Source organism: Nocardia violaceofusca NBRC 14427, assembly GCF_963869435.1.
Taxonomy (GTDB): domain Bacteria; phylum Actinomycetota; class Actinomycetes; order Mycobacteriales; family Mycobacteriaceae; genus Nocardia; species Nocardia aobensis.
On the sequence record NZ_CAWMPM010000030.1, the window covers coordinates 79,863 to 96,805 of the forward strand.

At 67.5% G+C, this 16,943-nt stretch carries 17 protein-coding genes; 3 read left to right on the top strand and 14 right to left on the bottom strand.

The window, feature by feature from the left end:
- Window positions 1–42: 42 nt before the first annotated feature.
- Together AC5592_RS24095 and AC5592_RS24100 are read right to left on the bottom strand one after the other, a co-directional pair.
- On the bottom strand, window positions 43–1,215 hold the full coding sequence (locus AC5592_RS24095) for an acyl-CoA dehydrogenase family protein (RefSeq protein WP_036497505.1): 1,173 nt from the start codon (window positions 1,213–1,215) through the stop codon (window positions 43–45).
- A 136-nt stretch (window positions 1,216–1,351) separates the two neighbouring features.
- Complete coding sequence (locus tag AC5592_RS24100; RefSeq protein WP_063065515.1) at window positions 1,352–2,095, bottom strand: alpha/beta fold hydrolase; 744 nt, start codon at window positions 2,093–2,095, stop codon at window positions 1,352–1,354.
- 44 nt (window positions 2,096–2,139) lie between these two features.
- Between AC5592_RS24100 and mhuD the strand changes: the two genes are divergently transcribed.
- Complete coding sequence (gene mhuD / locus AC5592_RS24105; protein WP_036497507.1) at window positions 2,140–2,454, top strand: mycobilin-forming heme oxygenase MhuD; 315 nt, start codon at window positions 2,140–2,142, stop codon at window positions 2,452–2,454.
- Between the two features lie 78 nt (window positions 2,455–2,532).
- On the opposite strand, the gene AC5592_RS24110 is transcribed toward mhuD, so the two are convergent.
- From AC5592_RS24110 to AC5592_RS24120, 3 genes are all read right to left on the bottom strand, one after another.
- On the bottom strand, window positions 2,533–2,976 hold the full coding sequence (locus tag AC5592_RS24110; protein WP_063065485.1) for an OsmC family peroxiredoxin: 444 nt from the start codon (window positions 2,974–2,976) through the stop codon (window positions 2,533–2,535).
- Window positions 2,977–3,090: 114 nt separating this feature from the next.
- Window positions 3,091–3,939 carry an ABC transporter permease subunit gene (locus AC5592_RS24115; protein ID WP_063065486.1) on the bottom strand — a complete coding sequence of 283 codons (849 nt, stop codon included), beginning with the start codon at window positions 3,937–3,939 and terminating at the stop codon, window positions 3,091–3,093.
- Window positions 3,936–4,928: an ABC transporter ATP-binding protein gene (locus AC5592_RS24120; RefSeq protein ID WP_083870553.1), complete on the bottom strand. Its 993-nt coding sequence runs from the start codon at window positions 4,926–4,928 to the stop codon at window positions 3,936–3,938. The genes AC5592_RS24115 and AC5592_RS24120 overlap by 4 nt, the downstream gene beginning before the upstream one ends.
- 126 nt (window positions 4,929–5,054) lie before the next feature.
- Here AC5592_RS24120 and AC5592_RS24125 point away from each other — a divergent pair, with 126 nt between their 5' ends.
- The gene (locus tag AC5592_RS24125) at window positions 5,055–6,293 is read left to right on the top strand and encodes a sensor histidine kinase (RefSeq protein WP_063065487.1); all 1,239 of its coding nucleotides are present in this window, start codon (window positions 5,055–5,057) and stop codon (window positions 6,291–6,293) included.
- Between the two features lie 34 nt (window positions 6,294–6,327).
- On the top strand, window positions 6,328–6,993 hold the full coding sequence (locus AC5592_RS24130; RefSeq protein WP_036497462.1) for a response regulator transcription factor: 666 nt from the start codon (window positions 6,328–6,330) through the stop codon (window positions 6,991–6,993).
- Between the two features lie 19 nt (window positions 6,994–7,012).
- Here AC5592_RS24130 and AC5592_RS24135 read toward each other — a convergent pair whose 3' ends face one another.
- From AC5592_RS24135 to AC5592_RS24175, 9 genes are all read right to left on the bottom strand, one after another.
- Window positions 7,013–7,921: an LLM class flavin-dependent oxidoreductase gene (locus AC5592_RS24135; RefSeq protein WP_063920374.1), complete on the bottom strand. Its 909-nt coding sequence runs from the start codon at window positions 7,919–7,921 to the stop codon at window positions 7,013–7,015.
- A 75-nt stretch (window positions 7,922–7,996) separates the two neighbouring features.
- Window positions 7,997–8,782 (bottom strand): phytanoyl-CoA dioxygenase family protein, encoded by a 786-nt coding sequence (locus AC5592_RS24140; RefSeq protein ID WP_232329519.1) that lies wholly within the window; start codon window positions 8,780–8,782, stop codon window positions 7,997–7,999.
- 154 nt (window positions 8,783–8,936) lie between these two features.
- Entirely contained in the window at window positions 8,937–11,486 is a 2,550-nt protein-coding gene (locus AC5592_RS24145; RefSeq protein WP_036497458.1) for an ATP-dependent Clp protease ATP-binding subunit, read from the bottom strand.
- 293 nt (window positions 11,487–11,779) lie between these two features.
- A complete protein-coding gene (locus tag AC5592_RS24150; protein ID WP_036497457.1) occupies window positions 11,780–12,745 on the bottom strand; it encodes an esterase/lipase family protein in 966 nt (321 codons plus the stop codon).
- 117 nt (window positions 12,746–12,862) lie between these two features.
- A complete protein-coding gene (locus tag AC5592_RS24155; RefSeq protein ID WP_036497456.1) occupies window positions 12,863–13,486 on the bottom strand; it encodes an FHA domain-containing protein in 624 nt (207 codons plus the stop codon).
- 187 nt (window positions 13,487–13,673) lie between these two features.
- Window positions 13,674–14,039: a histone-like nucleoid-structuring protein Lsr2 gene (locus AC5592_RS24160; RefSeq protein ID WP_030517338.1), complete on the bottom strand. Its 366-nt coding sequence runs from the start codon at window positions 14,037–14,039 to the stop codon at window positions 13,674–13,676.
- A 114-nt stretch (window positions 14,040–14,153) separates the two neighbouring features.
- Entirely contained in the window at window positions 14,154–15,620 is a 1,467-nt protein-coding gene (lysS, locus tag AC5592_RS24165) for a lysine--tRNA ligase (protein ID WP_036497454.1), read from the bottom strand.
- Between the two features lie 165 nt (window positions 15,621–15,785).
- Window positions 15,786–16,223, bottom strand: a complete 438-nt coding sequence (locus AC5592_RS24170; protein WP_036497453.1) for a rhodanese-like domain-containing protein — start codon at window positions 16,221–16,223, stop codon at window positions 15,786–15,788.
- Window positions 16,220–16,879 (bottom strand): cupin domain-containing protein, encoded by a 660-nt coding sequence (locus tag AC5592_RS24175; protein WP_083870547.1) that lies wholly within the window; start codon window positions 16,877–16,879, stop codon window positions 16,220–16,222. The genes AC5592_RS24170 and AC5592_RS24175 overlap by 4 nt, the downstream gene beginning before the upstream one ends.
- Window positions 16,880–16,943 lie beyond the last annotated feature (64 nt).

The following is a 16,943-nucleotide window of genomic DNA, read 5'->3' on the forward strand; positions in this document are numbered from 1 at the left end:
TCGTAGATGTGCGCCTTGACGGGGGCAGCGCGGGCAGGCCCTCTATCCGCGCAGCACTTGGCGGCCGATCGCGTATTTGTGGACTTCGGTGGGGCCGTCGTAGAGGCGGAAGGCGCGCATGTCGCGGAAGATCATCTCGACCACGGTCTCGTCGCTGATGCCGATGCCCCCGAGGACCTGGACACAGCGGTCGGCGACCTTGAACAGTTCCTCGGATACATAGGATTTCGCCATCGAGCTCTCGTGCCGCGCCTTGTGGCCCTGATCCATCAGCCAGCAGGCGTGCCAGATGGTCAGGCGGCACTGGTGCAGGGCGATCTCGTTGTCGGCCAGCATGAACGACACGCCCTCGTGTTCGCCGATCGGTTTGCCGAAGGCGGTGCGGGTCTTGGCGTGTTCGACGGCGATGCTCTGGGCACGTTCGGCGGCGCCGAGCCAGCGCATGCAGTGGGTGAGGCGGGCGGGCGCCAGTCGCAGCTGGGCGTAGCGCAGGGCCTGGCCGCTCTCCCCCAGCAACGCCTCCTTGGGCAGGACCAGATTCTCGAAGCGCACGACGCCGTGGCCGCCGACGTAGTTGCGGTCCATCGTGTTCATGGTTCGCTCGATGACGATTCCCGGCGTATCTCCCTCGGTGAGGAACAGGGTCGGGCCCGCGGGGAGGTGGTCGTTGTCCTCGAGTTTGGCCATGACGATCCAGGTCTTCGCTCCGTCGGCCCCGGTGATCAGCCATTTGCGGCCGTTGATCGTGAAGTTCTCGCCGTCGAAGGTGGCGGTGGTGGCGAGCTGGGCCGGATCCGATCCGGCGCCCCCGGGTTCGGTCATCGCGAAGACCGATCGCTGGTGGCCGTCGATCACCGGCATCAGGTAGCGGTCCACCTGCTCCGGGTTCGCGACCTTGGACAGCAGGAACATATTGCCCTCGTCGGGCGCGGCGCAGTTCATCGCGACCGGCCCCAGGGTGGACCATCCGGCCGCCTCGTACAGCACGGCCTGTTCGACGTGGGTGAGCCCGCGACCGCCGAGCGCCTCCGGCGCCTGAATGGTGAGCAGCTTCTCGGCCCGCGCCACTTCGACCAATTCCTGCCGCAGCTCGTCGTTGGGCCCGTGCGCGGTCAGGCGGGGGTCGCGCTCGAACGGGACGATCTTGTCGATGACGAACCGGCGGATGCGGTCACGTTCGGCGGCGAGGTCGGCGGGGATCGAGAAGTTAATCATGATTCACCTTTTGGTCGGGGCCTCAGAGGAGCATACGTCGGCTCCGGCCCGAGACTGAAGGCGATTGCCCGCAGCTGTCGGACCGCAGCCCCCGAAGGCCGCTGTTTCGGCCCGCTCCCGCCCGCGCGCGATCCGATCAACCCACGTTTTCGTGCAGAAACCGTTCGACTTCGGCGCGATAGACAGCGGGTTGATCGTCGTGGACGAGATGTCCGGCGGCGCCGACGACCACATGGCGCACGCCCGGCCGCACCGCCGCCATCTCCCGCATCTGACCCGGCGGCGTGATCGTGTATTCGCCCTCGATCAGCAGTGTCGGCACGCGCACCGCAGCCCATTCGGCCCAGAAGTCGCGAGTGCCCCACTCCTCGGAGATGTCGCGGAAGGTCGCGACGGAACCGTGCAACCGGTAGCCGTCCGGCGCGGGCGTGAACGAGTTGAGGAAGTAGCGCCCGGCGACCGGGCCGAAATAGTCGAGTACCGCGTCGGCATCGGCAAATGGCTGCGGCCAGGCCTCGATCATCTCCGCCCAGTGCTGGGCGGTGCGCCCCCGGAAATCGGGCGCCATATCCTCGACCACCAGCGCCCGCACCCGCTCGGGATGCGCGGCCGCGAACATCCATCCGTGCAGTCCTCCCATCGAATGCCCGATCACCACCATGGGCTCCGATATCGCGGCGGTCGCGCCCGCCAGGTCGGCGACGAACGCCTCCGTGGTGAGCTCCGGCGGCGCCGGGCGACCGTGGCCGGCGGCGTCGAAGGAGTGGACATGACCGAATTCGCGCAGCCACGGCACCTGGCCGGCCCAGGTCCGCGCGCTGCCCATCAATCCGTGCAGCAGCAGAATCGGCACCCCGGTGCCGCCCTCGTCGTACAACATCGGCACCGACGATACGTGGCGAACCATAGGATTAGCCTGGGCTCATGGCTGTTGTGAAGATCAATGCGATCGAGGTTCCCGAGGGAGCCGGACCCGAACTCGAGAAGCGCTTCGCGCATCGCGCGCACGCGGTGGAGAACTCGCCCGGCTTCCTGGGCTTCCAGTTGCTCCGCCCGGTGGCCGGTGACAACCGGTATTTCGTTGTGACGCAGTGGGATTCGGAGGAATCGTTCGCCGCGTGGCGGGACGGACCGGCCAAGGAGGCGCACGCCGGACAGGCCCGCCAGCCGGTCGCCACGGGCGCCTCCCTGCTGGAATTCGAAGTCGTCCTCGACGTCGCGGGCAAACCGGCCCAGTAGTGGTCCCTGCACCCGGTGGTCGGCCCGACCACCGGGTGGCTGTCCCCGACGCCCGCGATTACTTCGGCGAGCGCCGGCTCAGTTTTCGAGTGCGGCGTCGAGTTCGATCGTCTCGACGCCGGCGAGGGCCTTGCTGACCGGGCAACCGGCCTTGGCGGTCTGGGCGGCCTGCTCGAAGCCGCTCGCGTCGATACCCGAGACCCGGCCGCGCACGGTCAGCGCGATCTTCGAGATGCGGAAGCCGCCCGCGGGATCCGGGCCGAGTGTCACGTCGGCATTCACGTCCAGGCTTTCGATGGTGCCGCCGGCGGCGCCGATCTGACCGGACAGCGCCATCGCGTAGCAGGACGAATGCGCGGCCGCGATCAATTCCTCGGGGCTGGTGGTGCCCTCGGCGGTATCGGCGGTCCGCTTCGGGAACGAGACGTCGAATTTGCCGACACCGGAACTGGCCAGGTCGACCTGTCCGGATCCGTCCTGCAAGCCACCGGTCCATGCGGTACGCGCGCTACGTGTAGGCATCGCTGTCCTTTCGTCGAGTGAGTATTGTATGAGCCGTCGCGATCGAACCTACTCGCCGAGAACGCTCGACTCACCGCTGTCCGGCACGATTCCCGCGCGACACCGCGCGGACGGTCACGCCATATCGCGACGCACCATCAATACCACTGTGCCGCAGGCGAATAGCGCGATATATGCCGCCAGGACGAGGAACGACGCCGGTCGCGACAGGATGTCCACGACGCCCGGTGTCGCGGCGCCGCCCACACTGCGCATGGCCCCGGCCGCCGAACCCGCCGCGGTCCCCGGCAGATGGTCGGTGACGGCCCGGATCGGCGAGAAGATCGAGGCAACGCCGCGCAGCAGATTCTCCACCACCAGCACCCACACCAGCCCCAGCCCGACCGCCAGCGCCGGACCGCGCGCGATCGCCGCGATCAGCGCCCCGGCCAGCGTCCACATACCGAGGATCACCACGCCGGTCGCGAGGCCGAACAGGGTGTGCGCGGCCGTCGGCAGCGTCAGCGTCTGGTGCTCGGCGACCCCGATCACCGCGGCCACACCGGTATCCACCACGAACGCCGCACCGACCAAGCCCACCACCACGCTCGTCAGGGCCAGCACGGTGCCGCCGACCACCGCGCGGCGCGAAGGCCCCTGTGTAAAGACGGTTTTCCAACTGCCCCAGCCGTATCCGCTGCCCACCACCAGCGCCCCGAGTACCAGCATGAGCGCACCGCCGAACATCGCCATGCCCTGGGTGAACACCTCCGGCACGGCCGCGGGCAGCATCAGTTGCAACAGCACCTCGCGCGGTTGCCCGTTCGACATCCGGGAACTGCTGCCCGAGGTGTAGGCCAGATAGTTGAACAGATAGGCGAAGACGAGATTCAGCGCGATCCAGGTACCGAGCACGATCCAGAACGCGGGCCACTTCCGCAGCCGCGCGAATTCGGCTCGGGTGCAAGCCAATACGTCGTTCACGGGTGCTCCTGTTTCGTCATCTCGAAAAACACTTCCTCCAGCGACTTCTCGTCCGTGCGCAGCTCCAGCAGATCCGCGCCGGATGCGATCACCGCGCGCGCCACCTCGGGCGCCAGTGCCCTACCGGCATCGACCCTGATGCCGGCGGCGGCCAGCAGCGCGCGGTGTTCACCCACCACCCGGCGCACCGCCGGATAGGCCGTCTCCAGCGGCTCGGCGCGCACCAGAAGCGTTGCCGCGCCCCGTAATTCGTTCACCGTCGATTCGGTGAGCAGCGTCCCGCCGGAGATCACGCCGACCCGATCGCAGATTTCCTGCACCTCGCCGAGCAGATGCGAGGAGAGCACGACGGTGTGCCCGTCGGCGGCCAAACCGGTGACCAGTTCCCGCATTTCGGCCATGCCCGCCGGGTCCAGGCCGTTGGTCGGCTCGTCGAGGATGAGCAGGTCGGGATTGCCGAGCAGCGCGGCGCCGACGCCGAGGCGCTGCTTCATGCCGAGCGAATAGGTGCGGAAGCGGTCGTCGGCCCGATCGGCGAGACCCACCCGCGCCAGGATCTCGTCCACCTCGGCGAATCGGTCGCGACGCCGGATACCGGCGGTGCGCTCGGTCCGGTGGTAGCGGGCCAGTACCCGCAGGTTGTCGCGGCCGGACAGGTACGGATAGAAGCCGGGCCCTTCGATCAGAACGCCGATGCGCCGCAACGACTCCGGTTCGCCGGGACTGCGGCCCAGCACCGTCGCGGTACCGGAGGTCGGTGCGATCAGCCCGACGAGCATCCGCAGCGTCGTCGTCTTACCGGCGCCGTTGGGACCGAGAAATCCGTAGATCTCGCCGCGCCGCACCGACATGGACACCGCGTCCACGGCCGTATGGTCGCCGTACTTCTTGGTGAGCGCGTCGGTGACCACGACCTCGGCCGCGGTCGGCCGAGCCTGCGTGGCCGTACCGGGGAGCGCGCCACCCGGATCGGCATTCGATCTGTTCATATCTCGACCATCCGCTTCGACCTGCGGCGACACATCCGTCACGGTGCCCGCCTCGGCGTACGTATCTGGACGTAATTCGCGGCGCGGGGGCTCGCGGCGCGGCGCGGCGGGGTTACCGTTCGAACTGTGCAGTCGAGTAGGCGGCCCGGTGCCCGGGATGTGATGCTGAGCGTCGTCGTGGCCGCTGTCCAACTGGGCGTCGGACATGCGGCGAATGCGCATCAGTCCGGCGTGCGACCACTGGATGCGCTGGGATACGCGTTGCTGGTGGCCGGCCCGCTGCTGTTGGCGCTGCGCTCGATGTATCCCCGGGCGGTGTTCGTGGGCGTGCTCGCGGTCACCGTCGCCTATCTGCTGGTCGGCTACGGTTACGGACCGGTCTTCGTATCGCTGGTCATCGCCTTCCTGACCGCGGCCTCGCGCGGCTCCCGCTGGTACACCTATCCGCTGGTGCCGCTGGGATATCTGCTGATGGTGTGGCCGGTGCCCGCCCTGCGCGGCGACGGCCCCGGGGGCTGGCCGGTCGCCGGGATCCTGGCCTGGCTGGTGGTGCTGATCGCGATCGCCGAGGGCGTCCGGCAGCGGCGTTCGGCGCTGATCGCGCGGCGTCAGCGCGCCGAGGCGGCGCGGCGCAACCGGGAGGCCGAACGCGCCCGCGAACTCGCCGAGCGCGAACAGCGCGCGGCCCAGGAGCGGCTGGCCATCGCGCGCGAACTGCACGATGTGCTCGCGCACAGCCTGTCGCTGATCAATGTGCAGTCGTCGGTGGCGCTGGAACTGCTCGACCGCAAACCCGAACAGGCCGCGACCGCGCTGTCGGCGATCAAAGAGGTCAGCCGCGATGCGATCGGTGAGGTGCACAGTCTGCTGCGCTCGATCCGTGCCGGCGCGGAAACCGTTGCGGCGCCGACCGGTCCGGCGGTCGGCATCGGCGATCTGGAATCATTGCTGGCTCCGACCCGCGCCGCCGGGACGGCGGTCCACACCCGGATTACGGGCACACCGCGCCGGCTTCCCGTGGTGGTCGACGTGGCCGCCGCCCGCATCGTGCAGGAATCGCTGACCAATGTGCTGCGACACGCGCCCGGCGCGGAAACGACGGTGGTTGTGGATTATTCACCGAGCGAGCTGTGCATCACTGTGGACAACGAGCGACCTCCGAATTCTCCACAGTCGTCCACAACCGGTGGCGGGAACGGGATTCCCGGCATGGTCGAACGCGCGCACGCACTGGGCGGGGAGGTGTCGGCGACGCCGCGCGCCGACGGTGGGTTCCGGGTGGATGCTCGGCTACCGATCCCGGTGACCGCCGCCGGCGATCCCGGAACACCCGCCCCAGCGGCCGAACCACCCGGACCCCGGTGATCGGCTCCGAATACCCTGAGCTACAGGAGGTTTCGTGAACGACATTCGCGTCCTGGTCGCCGACGACCAAGCCCTCGTCCGCGCCGGATTCGCCGCGCTGCTGGACGCTCAGGACGGGATCGCGGTCGTGGGCGAGGCCGACAACGGTGAGCACGCGCTGCGGCTGACCCGGGAACTGCGCCCGGATGTGGTTCTGATGGATATCCGGATGCCGCTGCTCGACGGCCTGGCCGCGACCCGGGAGATCGCCGCCGATCCCGATCTCACCGGCGTGAGAGTGGTCGTCCTCACCACCTTCGAACTCGACGAGTACGTCTTCGAGGCCATGCGTTCGGGCGCCACGGGTTTCCTGGTCAAACACACCGAACCCGCGGATCTGGTGCGGGCGGTGCGGGTGGTCGCCGACGGGGACGCACTGCTTTCGCCCAGTGTCACCCGCCGCCTGGTCGCCGAATTCGCCACCCACGCCAAACCCGCGCCGACCGCGGCCCTGTCCGAACTCACCGACCGCGAGCGCGAGGTGATGGCGCTGGTCGCCGAAGGGCTGACCAACGCCGAAATCGGCCGGCGCCTCTTCATGAGCCCCGCCACCGCCCGCACCCACGTGAGTCGAATCCTGGTGAAACTCGGCGCTCGGGACCGGACGCAACTCGTGGTGATGGCCTACGAATCCGGTCTGGTCCGGCCCGGCTGGCAGTAGTCCGGCCGCCGGCCCGGTGTCAGCGACCGAATTCCGCGGCCACCGGAATCACCTCGCGCCCCATCACCTCCAGGGACGTCAGTTCGTCGACGCCGGCCACCCGGCCGATCACCAGGTCGATGCCCGCATCCGCCATCCGCTTCAGCTGCCCCAGCACCTGACCGACGCCGCCCCCGTCCGGTCCGAGATCGAAGGCGAAGACACAGCTCTTGCGGATCTCGCGCGGATCGCGGCCGATCTCCACGCACAACCGGTCCAGCAGTTCGATCTTGTTCGCCAGCTCCGGACCCGGCCGCAGGCTCGCCACATCCGCGTACCGCGCCACCAGCTGCAGCGTGCGCCGCTCACCGTCCCCGCCGATGAGCACGGGCGGATGCGGGCGATGCGCACCCGAGAGCGAGGTCCGCACCGCCTGCGGGGCGTTGAGCGGGCGCTCGACGTGAAAGTGCTCGCCGTGCACGGGTTCCGATCCGCCCCGCTCGCCGGTCCACATGGCCCGGCAGATCCGCAGCGTCTCCTCCAACATCTCGTAGCGGTCGCGCAGCGGCGGGAACGGCAGGCCGTATCCCTCCACATCGCCGGTGGATGTGCCCGAACCGATCCCCAGCCAGGCCCGGCCGCCGGACAGCACATCCAGGGTGGTGACGAGCTTCCCGAGCATGGCCGGATGCCGATAGTGCACCCCCGACACCACCGCGGTCAGCTCCACCCGCGACGTATGCGCCGCGATGAACGACAGCGCCGAATACGCCTCCAGCACATTCTGTTCCACACGCCCGAGCCATGGGCTCTGCCAGAGGTGATCACCCACGGCGATGAGCGAGAACCCGCTGTCCTCGGCCGTGCGCACCACCTCGGCCAGACCCGATCCGATCCGGTTCGAGGGAGTGTCCAGCGCGAAGTTCGTGAGATGCAATCCGATGTCCATGACTTCAGCCTCTGCCTCCGGGCGGCGCGAATCATCCGTCCGGAGAACACATCCCGGGTACGTCCCCGCGCGTAGTCAGCGGGTGGCGCCGGGCTCGAGTCCCCGCCGAATCGCCTGTTCCACCGGTGAATACGCACCGTCGGGCCGGTCCAGCACGCACGGTTCGCGCAGCCGCAGCGGCGGCTGGGCCATGAATTTCGGGTTGCGTCCGCGATGCGCCTGGGCGGCATGCACCAGGAACGGGTGGCACAGATACACATCTCCGGCCCGGCCGGTGGCCGCCACTTCCGGAAGGCCCTCGGTGGCGGCGAAGTCCTCGACCAGATCCGACATCGCGACCCCGGCCGCACCGTACGGTTCCAGCACCTTCGCGATCCGCAGATGTGAGCCCACCCGGATCCGCGTCGGCGCATCGTCGGGGCCGACGTCGGAGAACAGGAACAGCATCAGCAGGCCCCGGCCCTTCGACCGCACGTTGATGCGCCACCGCAGATAGTCCTGCGGATCCTCGCCCGGGAAACTCGCGTCGATATGCCATCCGTCGTCTCCCGGCGGCTGCTCGCTGGGGAACCGAATCGGGAAGGTCCCCAGCCCCTGGTACGGAACCCATCGGCCCGCACCGACCAGCCGATCACACGCTTGTGCCAGCAGCGGACTGCGCGCGGCCCGGGCGAACGGCGGGTCGGCGAATCCGGGCAGGCGGACCACCGGCCGGGTCCACGTTCCGGAATCCGCCGGATCGCATCCGGTTGCGCGCCACAGGATTTCCCTCGCCTCGGCCGCGGTGGACTCGGAGAACGCACCCTCCACTCGGACGAAACCCTCGGCGACGAAGCACTCCACCTCGGCATCGGTCAGCACACAGCCCTCTTTCCGCTCGCGAACATCGCCAGAATGGAACATTCGCCCGCGCGGCCGCCACTCATTTTGTGCGCTACGACTTTTGTGCGCATACGACGATGCCGGCCACCCCGCCGTGCGGGATGACCGGCATCTACCGATCTGTGCGGACTACTTACTCGGCCGAGGCCTCGGGAGTGGTCTCACCGGCGCCGGCCAGCGCCGCGACCGGTTCGGCCTCCGCCTTCGCGGGCTTGGCCTTACCCGCGAAGGTGAACTTGGCGTCCTCGCCGGCACCCTCGCCGTCCCAGTTCTCGACGTCGACCTCGACGATCTGGCCGGGGCCGATCTCGCCGAACAGGATCTTCTCCGAGAGCTGATCCTCGATCTCGCGCTGGATGGTCCGGCGCAGCGGGCGGGCGCCCAGCACCGGGTCGAATCCGCGCTTGGCGAGCAGGCTCTTGGCCTTCTCGGTGAGGTCGATCTCCATATCCTTGTTCCGCAGCTGGGTCGCGACGCGGTTGATCATCAGATCCACCATCTCCACGATCTGCTCGTTGGTGAGCTGGTGGAAGACGATGACGTCGTCGATACGGTTGAGGAACTCCGGACGGAAGTGCTTCTTCAGCTCGTCGTTGACCTTCAGCTTCATCCGCTCGTAGTTCGAGCCCTCGTTGTTGGACTGGGCGAAGCCCAGACCCACGGCCTTCGAGATGTCGGAGGTGCCCAGGTTCGAGGTGAAGATCAGCACGGTGTTCTTGAAGTCGACCGTACGACCCTGACCGTCGGTGAGACGACCGTCCTCCAGCACCTGCAACAGGGTGTTGTAGATCTCCTGGTGGGCCTTCTCGATCTCGTCGAACAGCACGACCGAGAACGGCTTGCGGCGCACCTTCTCGGTGAGCTGGCCGCCCTCCTCGTAGCCGACGTAGCCCGGAGGGGCACCGAACAGCCGCGAGGCGGTGAAGCGGTCGTGGAACTCGCCCATGTCGATCTGGATGAGCGCGTCGTCGTCGCCGAACAGGAAGTTCGCCAGCGCCTTGGACAGCTCGGTCTTACCGACACCGGACGGACCGGCGAAGATGAACGAACCGGACGGACGCTTCGGATCCTTCAGGCCGGCGCGAGTACGGCGGATGGCCTTCGACACGGCCTTGACCGCGTCCTCCTGGCCGATGATCCGCTTGTGCAGCTCGTCCTCCATACGGAGCAGACGGGTGGTCTCCTCCTCGGTGAGCTTGAACACCGGGATACCGGTCCAGTTGGCCAGCACCTCCGCGATCTGCTCGTCGTCGACCTCGGCCACGACGTCCAGATCACCGGAACGCCACTGCTTCTCCCGCTCGGCGCGCTTGGCGACGAGCTGCTTCTCCTTGTCGCGCAACCGCGCGGCCTTCTCGAAGTCCTGCGCGTCGATGGCGCTTTCCTTCTCCCGGCGCGCATCGGCGATCTTGTCGTCGAATTCGCGCAGGTCCGGCGGAGCGGTCATCCGGCGGATGCGCATCCGCGCACCGGCCTCGTCGATCAGGTCGATCGCCTTGTCCGGCAGGAACCGATCGTTGATGTACCGGTCGGCCAGCGTGGCCGCGGCCACCAGCGCACCGTCGGTGATGGACACCCGGTGGTGCGCCTCGTAGCGGTCGCGCAGACCCTTGAGGATGTTGATGGTGTGCTCGACCGTCGGCTCGCCCACCTGGACCGGCTGGAACCGGCGCTCCAGGGCGGCGTCCTTCTCGATGTACTTGCGGTACTCGTCGAGGGTGGTGGCACCGATGGTCTGCAGCTCACCGCGGGCCAGCTTCGGCTTCAGGATCGAGGCCGCGTCGATGGCGCCCTCGGCGGCACCCGCACCCACGAGCGTGTGCAGCTCGTCGATGAACAGGATGATGTCGCCGCGGGTGTTGATCTCCTTGAGCACCTTCTTCAGGCGCTCCTCGAAATCACCGCGGTAGCGGCTGCCCGCGACCAGGGAACCCAGGTCGAGGGTGTAGAGCTGCTTGTCCTTCAGCGTCTCCGGCACCTCGCCGTTGACGATGGCCTGGGCGAGACCCTCGACGACGGCGGTCTTACCGACGCCGGGCTCACCGATCAGGACCGGGTTGTTCTTGGTGCGGCGGCTCAGCACCTGCATGACGCGCTCGATCTCCTTCGAGCGGCCGATGACGGGGTCGAGTTTGCCTTCGAGTGCGGCCTGGGTCAGGTTGCGCCCGAACTGGTCGAGGACCAGCGAGGTGGACGGGGTCCCGGACTCGCCACGAGCGCCGGACTCCACCGCCTCCTTACCGCCCTGGTAGCCGGACAGCAGCTGGATGACCTGCTGCCGCACCCGGTTGAGGTCGGCGCCCAGCTTCACCAGCACCTGGGCCGCGACGCCTTCGCCCTCACGAATCAGGCCGAGCAGAATGTGCTCGGTGCCGATGTAGTTGTGGCCGAGCTGCAGCGCTTCGCGCAGGCTCAGCTCCAGCACCTTCTTGGCCCGGGGGGTGAAGGGGATGTGACCGGACGGCGCCTGCTGGCCCTGCCCGATGATCTCCTCCACCTGGCTGCGCACACCCTCGAGCGAAATTCCCAGCGACTCCAGGGACTTCGCCGCGACACCCTCACCCTCGTGGATCAGGCCCAGCAGGATGTGCTCGGTGCCGATGTAGTTGTGGTTGAGCATCCGAGCCTCTTCTTGGGCCAGGACAACGACCCGCCGCGCGCGGTCGGTGAACCTCTCGAACATCGCTCCCTCACTTCCTGCTCCGCTATCCACGGCATCCGGCGCTGCTGTTGTGCTTCGTGCTTCACACCTGTGGCGCCAGCCTGCCATGAAGCCCTGGGGTTGCATCCCCCGCCTCTACTGTAGTTGGCGGGGGTCACGGCCGTCGTCCGTCCACCCTATTGCGAACGGGCGACAACGCGAGTCATACCGTTCTAACGCGGCACCAACCCGGAACGTTTCCCCAGCAACTACGCCCACAGCTGAATTTTCCGCTTCCGCCTCGCGACGGCGGGGTTCGCGGCCCGGATACGGAACTATCCGGTGATCGGCGGGATGAAGTGGCAGGGCACCGGCCGCGGATCGTCCGGATCCAGGGCGTTGAGCGCGAACGCCGCCGCCCGGTCGCTGCCCGCGATGCCCGCGTGCTCCGAGTAGTCCGCCGCGCAGCCGTCCTGGACCACGACGTTCGTCGTGTTCGGGCCGGGTACCAGGGCGACGGTGTACGGCACCACCAGCTCGTCGTAGCGGGTCTCGATATTGGTGTAGGTGACGTCCGGGTCGTACACGCCGTCGGCGTTCAGGGAGCGGATGAAATCCGTGCTACCCGTCATCTGCGCACAAGCGGCACAGGGGCTCGCCCCCAGGGCGGCGTCGAAGGCCGGCCCCGCGCCCAGCCGCCCCGCGATATCGCGAGCCGGGTCGATCACCGGGCCGAAGGTGCCCAGCCACGGCGCCGCGATCGCCACGAACTTGTCGACCTTGTCGGCACCGCCCAGTCGCTTCACGAAGTAGTTGCCCACCAGATTGCCCTGCGAGTGCGCGATCAGATCGACCTTCTCGGCGCCGGTCGCCGCCAGCACCCGGTCCACGAACTCCGCGAGCTGCGCCGAACTGTCCTCGATCGGCCGCATCCCGCCGATCGCCGAGAGCGGCCACGGCAGATCGTAGGCGCCGTAGGTCAGCGAATAGACGCAATATCCCTCGTTGGCCAGCAGCGGCGCGTACACGCCCCAGTTCGTCTGCGCCCCGCCGCCGGTGCCGTGCACCAGCACGACGGGTTCGGGATGGGCGTCGCTGGGCCGGCACGACCAGTCGTCGGCGCCGGGCAGGGATCCACCCGGATTTCGCAGCTCGTACGGAATGCCGGAGAAGAAGTTGTAGTCCACCGGATATTCGGCGTGGGCCGCGGCGGCGGCGGTCACCCACAGCATGCTCGAGATCGCCAGGACGAGCGCGGCTCCGAGCGCCCGGCGCGGCAGATGCGCGATATGAGACGGCATCGGGATCCCCTCCCAAAAAAAACTAGAACGTGTTTCAACACGCTAGCGGGAAAGGGGACCATTCGGATCGATACCGACGGGTAACCGGAATCGCCGGTCACATCCGGCGGCCGGGTATCAGAGGTCGCGGTGCGAGATGATGCCGTTCTGGATGGCCAGCGCCGCCAGTCGCACCCGCTTCTGATTCTGCGGCAGGTCCTCGACGCCGAACTTCGAAAACAGCGCGCGCAGATGGGTTTTGATCGCGTCCACGCTCAGGTACAACTCGTCGGCGATCTGCTGATTGGATGCGGGCGTGGCGAATTCGGTGTTGCCGCGATACGGGCGGCACAGCGCGATCAGTACCGCGCGCTGGGTATCGGTGAGCGATCGCGGACTCGGGACCGAGCCGACCGAGGTCCGGGTCGCATCGTCGACCCTGCCGGTGTAATCGTGGAACGACAGCATCGAGGTCCCGACCCGGATGCGGTCGCCGGCCTCGAGCCGGCGGCGGCCGGCCAGTCGCTCCCCGTTGACGAAGGTGCCGTTGCGCGACAGTCCGTCGTCGACGATGGTCCAGTGCGCGCCCAGATATTCCACGGCCGCGTGCAATCGCGATACCTCGGCATCCCAGCCCAGCGACAGATCCGCCTGCGGCGAACGCCCGATGGTGATGCGCTGATGATCCGGGGTCAGCGTCAATTCGTGCCGGCTGCCGGTGTCGTCGATGAACCGGAGAAACGATTCGTGAATGTCCGTCACCGCGTTGCTACCCCCACCCTCGTACCGCCAGTGACGTGGTCTGCATAAGCCCCATGGTGCCGCGCCGACGCGGCGGCGAGCAAGATCACCACGCCGGGGGCCGCATCGAAATGCCGCTGCCGCCCGGACGTCGCACGATTCCTCCGGGCGGCAGCGGCACAGACGCAGCCGGGTCTTTTCGACCGCACTAGTTGTTGCGGCCGACTTCCTTGTGGTAGCTCTCCACGACATCGGCGGAGATGCGACCACGCGCGGAAACCTTGTGGCCCTTACGCCGCGCCCATTCCCGAATTGCCGCACTCTGTTCGCGATCCATGGAAACTCGGCCCTTCGGCGCACCGGTGGTCGCACCGACCGGCTTGCTGCGCCGGCGACCGCTCACCCGACGGGCATTGGCGACCCACACGTCCAGCCCGTCCCGCAGCTTCGCCGCATTCGCCGCGGACAGGTCGATCTCGTACGAAACACCGTCGATCGCGAACTCGATGGTCTCGTCCGCAATGGACTCACCATCGACATCGTCGATCAGGCTAACGGTGACCTTCTTTGCCATGAGATGAACGTCCTCTCGAAATCGTGCGACCCGGATACCAGGCCGATGCCCGAGTCGAGAATACCTCTAGATACGAAATTTCCAAGACGGGGAATCGGCATTCAAACCCGGTACTCAGCGACCGGACGGACGCACAATTGGGAAGAGTATGGTTTCCCGGATTCCGAGTCCGGTCAGTGCCATCAGCAAGCGGTCGATTCCCATACCGGTACCCGTTGTCGGCGGCATACCGTGTTCCATGGCGGCGAGGAAGTCCTCGTCCAGCCGCATGGCCTCGTCGTCACCAGCGGCGGCCAGTCTGGCCTGGTCGACAAAACGTTCCCGCTGCACGACCGGATCCACGAGTTCCGAATAGCCGGTGGCCAACTCGAATCCGCGGACATACAGATCCCACTTCTCGGTGACGCCCGGCTTACTGCGGTGCTGCCGTGTCAGCGGCGACGTCTCCACCGGGAAGTCACGCACGAAAGTGGGGGCATAGAGCTTGTCGCCATAGCTGTGTTCCCACAGTTCCTCGACAAGTTTGCCGTGGCCGTAACCCTTGTCCGGAGGAATTTCCAGACCGACCCGATCGGCCAGTGCGAGCAATTCCGGAACAGTAGTTTCCGGCGTTACCTCGACACCCAGCGAATCGGATAGCGAAGGATACATCTCGACGGTGTTCCACTCACCACTCAGATCGTATTCCGTACCGTCGGCGAGCGTGACGACCTGAGTGCCGAAGACCTCTTGCGCGACTTCCTGGATCAATTCCCGCATCATCAGCGCGGAATCGTCGTAGGTGCCGTAGGCCTCATAAGTTTCCAACATCGCGAACTCGGGCGAATGCGTCGAGTCGGCACCCTCGTTACGGAAGTTGCGGTTGATCTCGAAGACCTTCTCGATCCCGCCCACCACGCAGCGCTTCAGGAACAACTCCGGCGCGATGCGCAGATACAGATCCATATCCAGCGCATTGGAATGGGTGACGAACGGCCGCGCCGCCGCACCCCCGTGCAGGGTCTGCAGCATCGGCGTCTCGACCTCGAGGAAACCCCTGCGCTCCAACGCATTTCGCAGTGCGCGCACCGCCGCGATCCGGGTGCGGGCGTTCTCCCGCGCCTCCGGCCGCACGATGAGGTCGACATAGCGCTGCCGGACCCGCGACTCCTCGCTCAGTTCCTTGTGCGCCACCGGCAGCGGACGCAGCGATTTGGCCGCCATCGACCAGGAATCGGCCATCACGCTCAGTTCCCCGGTACGGGAGGAGATGACCTCACCGTGCACGAAGACGAAATCACCCAGATCGACATCGGCCTTCCACGCCGCCAGCGCGTCGGCGCCGACACCGTTCAGGCTGATCATCGCCTGCAGCTTGGTGCCGTCACCCTCCTGCAGCGTGGCGAAGCACAGTTTGCCGGTATTGCGCATGAAGATGACGCGGCCGGCCACACCGGCCTGCACTCCGGTGCTGGTGTCGGGCTCGAGGTCGGGATAGGCGGCGCGGATCTCGGCGAGGCTGTGGGTCCGCGGCACCACGACCGGATACGCCTCGACGCCCGCGTCGATCAGCCGCTCACGCTTCTCCCGGCGGATCCGCATCTGCTCGGGAACGTCGACTTCCGCTGCGGCAGGATGGGATTGCCCCGCAGGAACCCGGCCCGCGGAGCCACCGGACGAAGGGCTGTTCGGGGTGCTCACAGCGAACCACCCTATCGTGCGCCGGAAATCGTTTCGCGCGCGCCCGACCCCCGCTCACCCGGGCGATTAGAGCGAGACGAGTGCGTTGATCTCACCGGCCAGATGCGGTGCGCCGGCGGCCACAGACAGCAGCCCCGCGGCCTTTACCGCCTGATAGCCACCGACCAGATCGGTGGCCCGGTGCAGACCCAACTGCTGCAGTGCCGCGGCCGCCAGACTCGACGTGTAGCCCTCCGAGCAGACGATCACCCATTCCCGGTCGTGATCGGTGGCCAGTGCGAGCCGCGCGGAGCTGGTGGGGTCCAGCCGCCACTCCAGCACGTTGCGCTCGATCACCAGGGCGCCCGGCAGGGTGCCCTCCTTGACGCGCTGGGCTTGCGGGCGAATATCGACCAGCAGGGCGCCGCGCGCGATCGCCTCCGGTAATTCGAATGCGTACATGCGCGTCAATCGCGCACGCGCCGCCTCCAGCATGTCATTGATGGTGAGATGCGTGTGCGTCATTTCACATCGCCTTCGGGCTGGTCGGTGAGCACGGTACGGGTGCGCCGCAGCGTTCCGTGGCCGGTCACTTCGTAATACGACATGGCGGACAGAGGTGGTGAATACGCGTGCACCGACAGCGTCGGATTCGACGGTTCGGGCACACCCGCGACGTGGTCCGGGGCACGCACCACGTCGTGCACCCAGCCGAGCGGGAAAGAGGCCTGATCGCCGGCGGCGAGGGTGCGCTGACGCAATTCCTTACCGTTCCATCGGAATTCCGAGAGCGCGCCGCTCAACACGGTCAGCGCGCCGAGCGAGCCGGCATGGTCGTGTAATTCCGTCGACCGGTCCGGCACCCAGCTGATCAACCAGACGTCGACCTCGTCGTCGGCGAGAAGGCGTACCGCCCAACGGTTTTCGGTGGGCCACACGCCGGCCGACGGCAGCAGATGATCGAAGCGGCCGGCCAGGACGTCCTCGGCACCCTCGTCCGTCAGCCGCAACAGGTCCGCCGGCCGCAACCGGGTCGGCAACGCGGACGAGACCGAACGATCGGTGATCTCCGCGGCGAGCCGGTTGGCCGGGCGAGCGGGCGGCAACTGCCCCGTCCGGCGGCGCGCGGCGTCACCGCTCGCGGCGGAGGTAACAGCAGAGGTGATTACAGAGGAACGCATGAGCGAAGCTCCAGGAGTAGTGGATGGCCGAGGGCGGATACGCAGCCTCGACAATCAGCCGAGG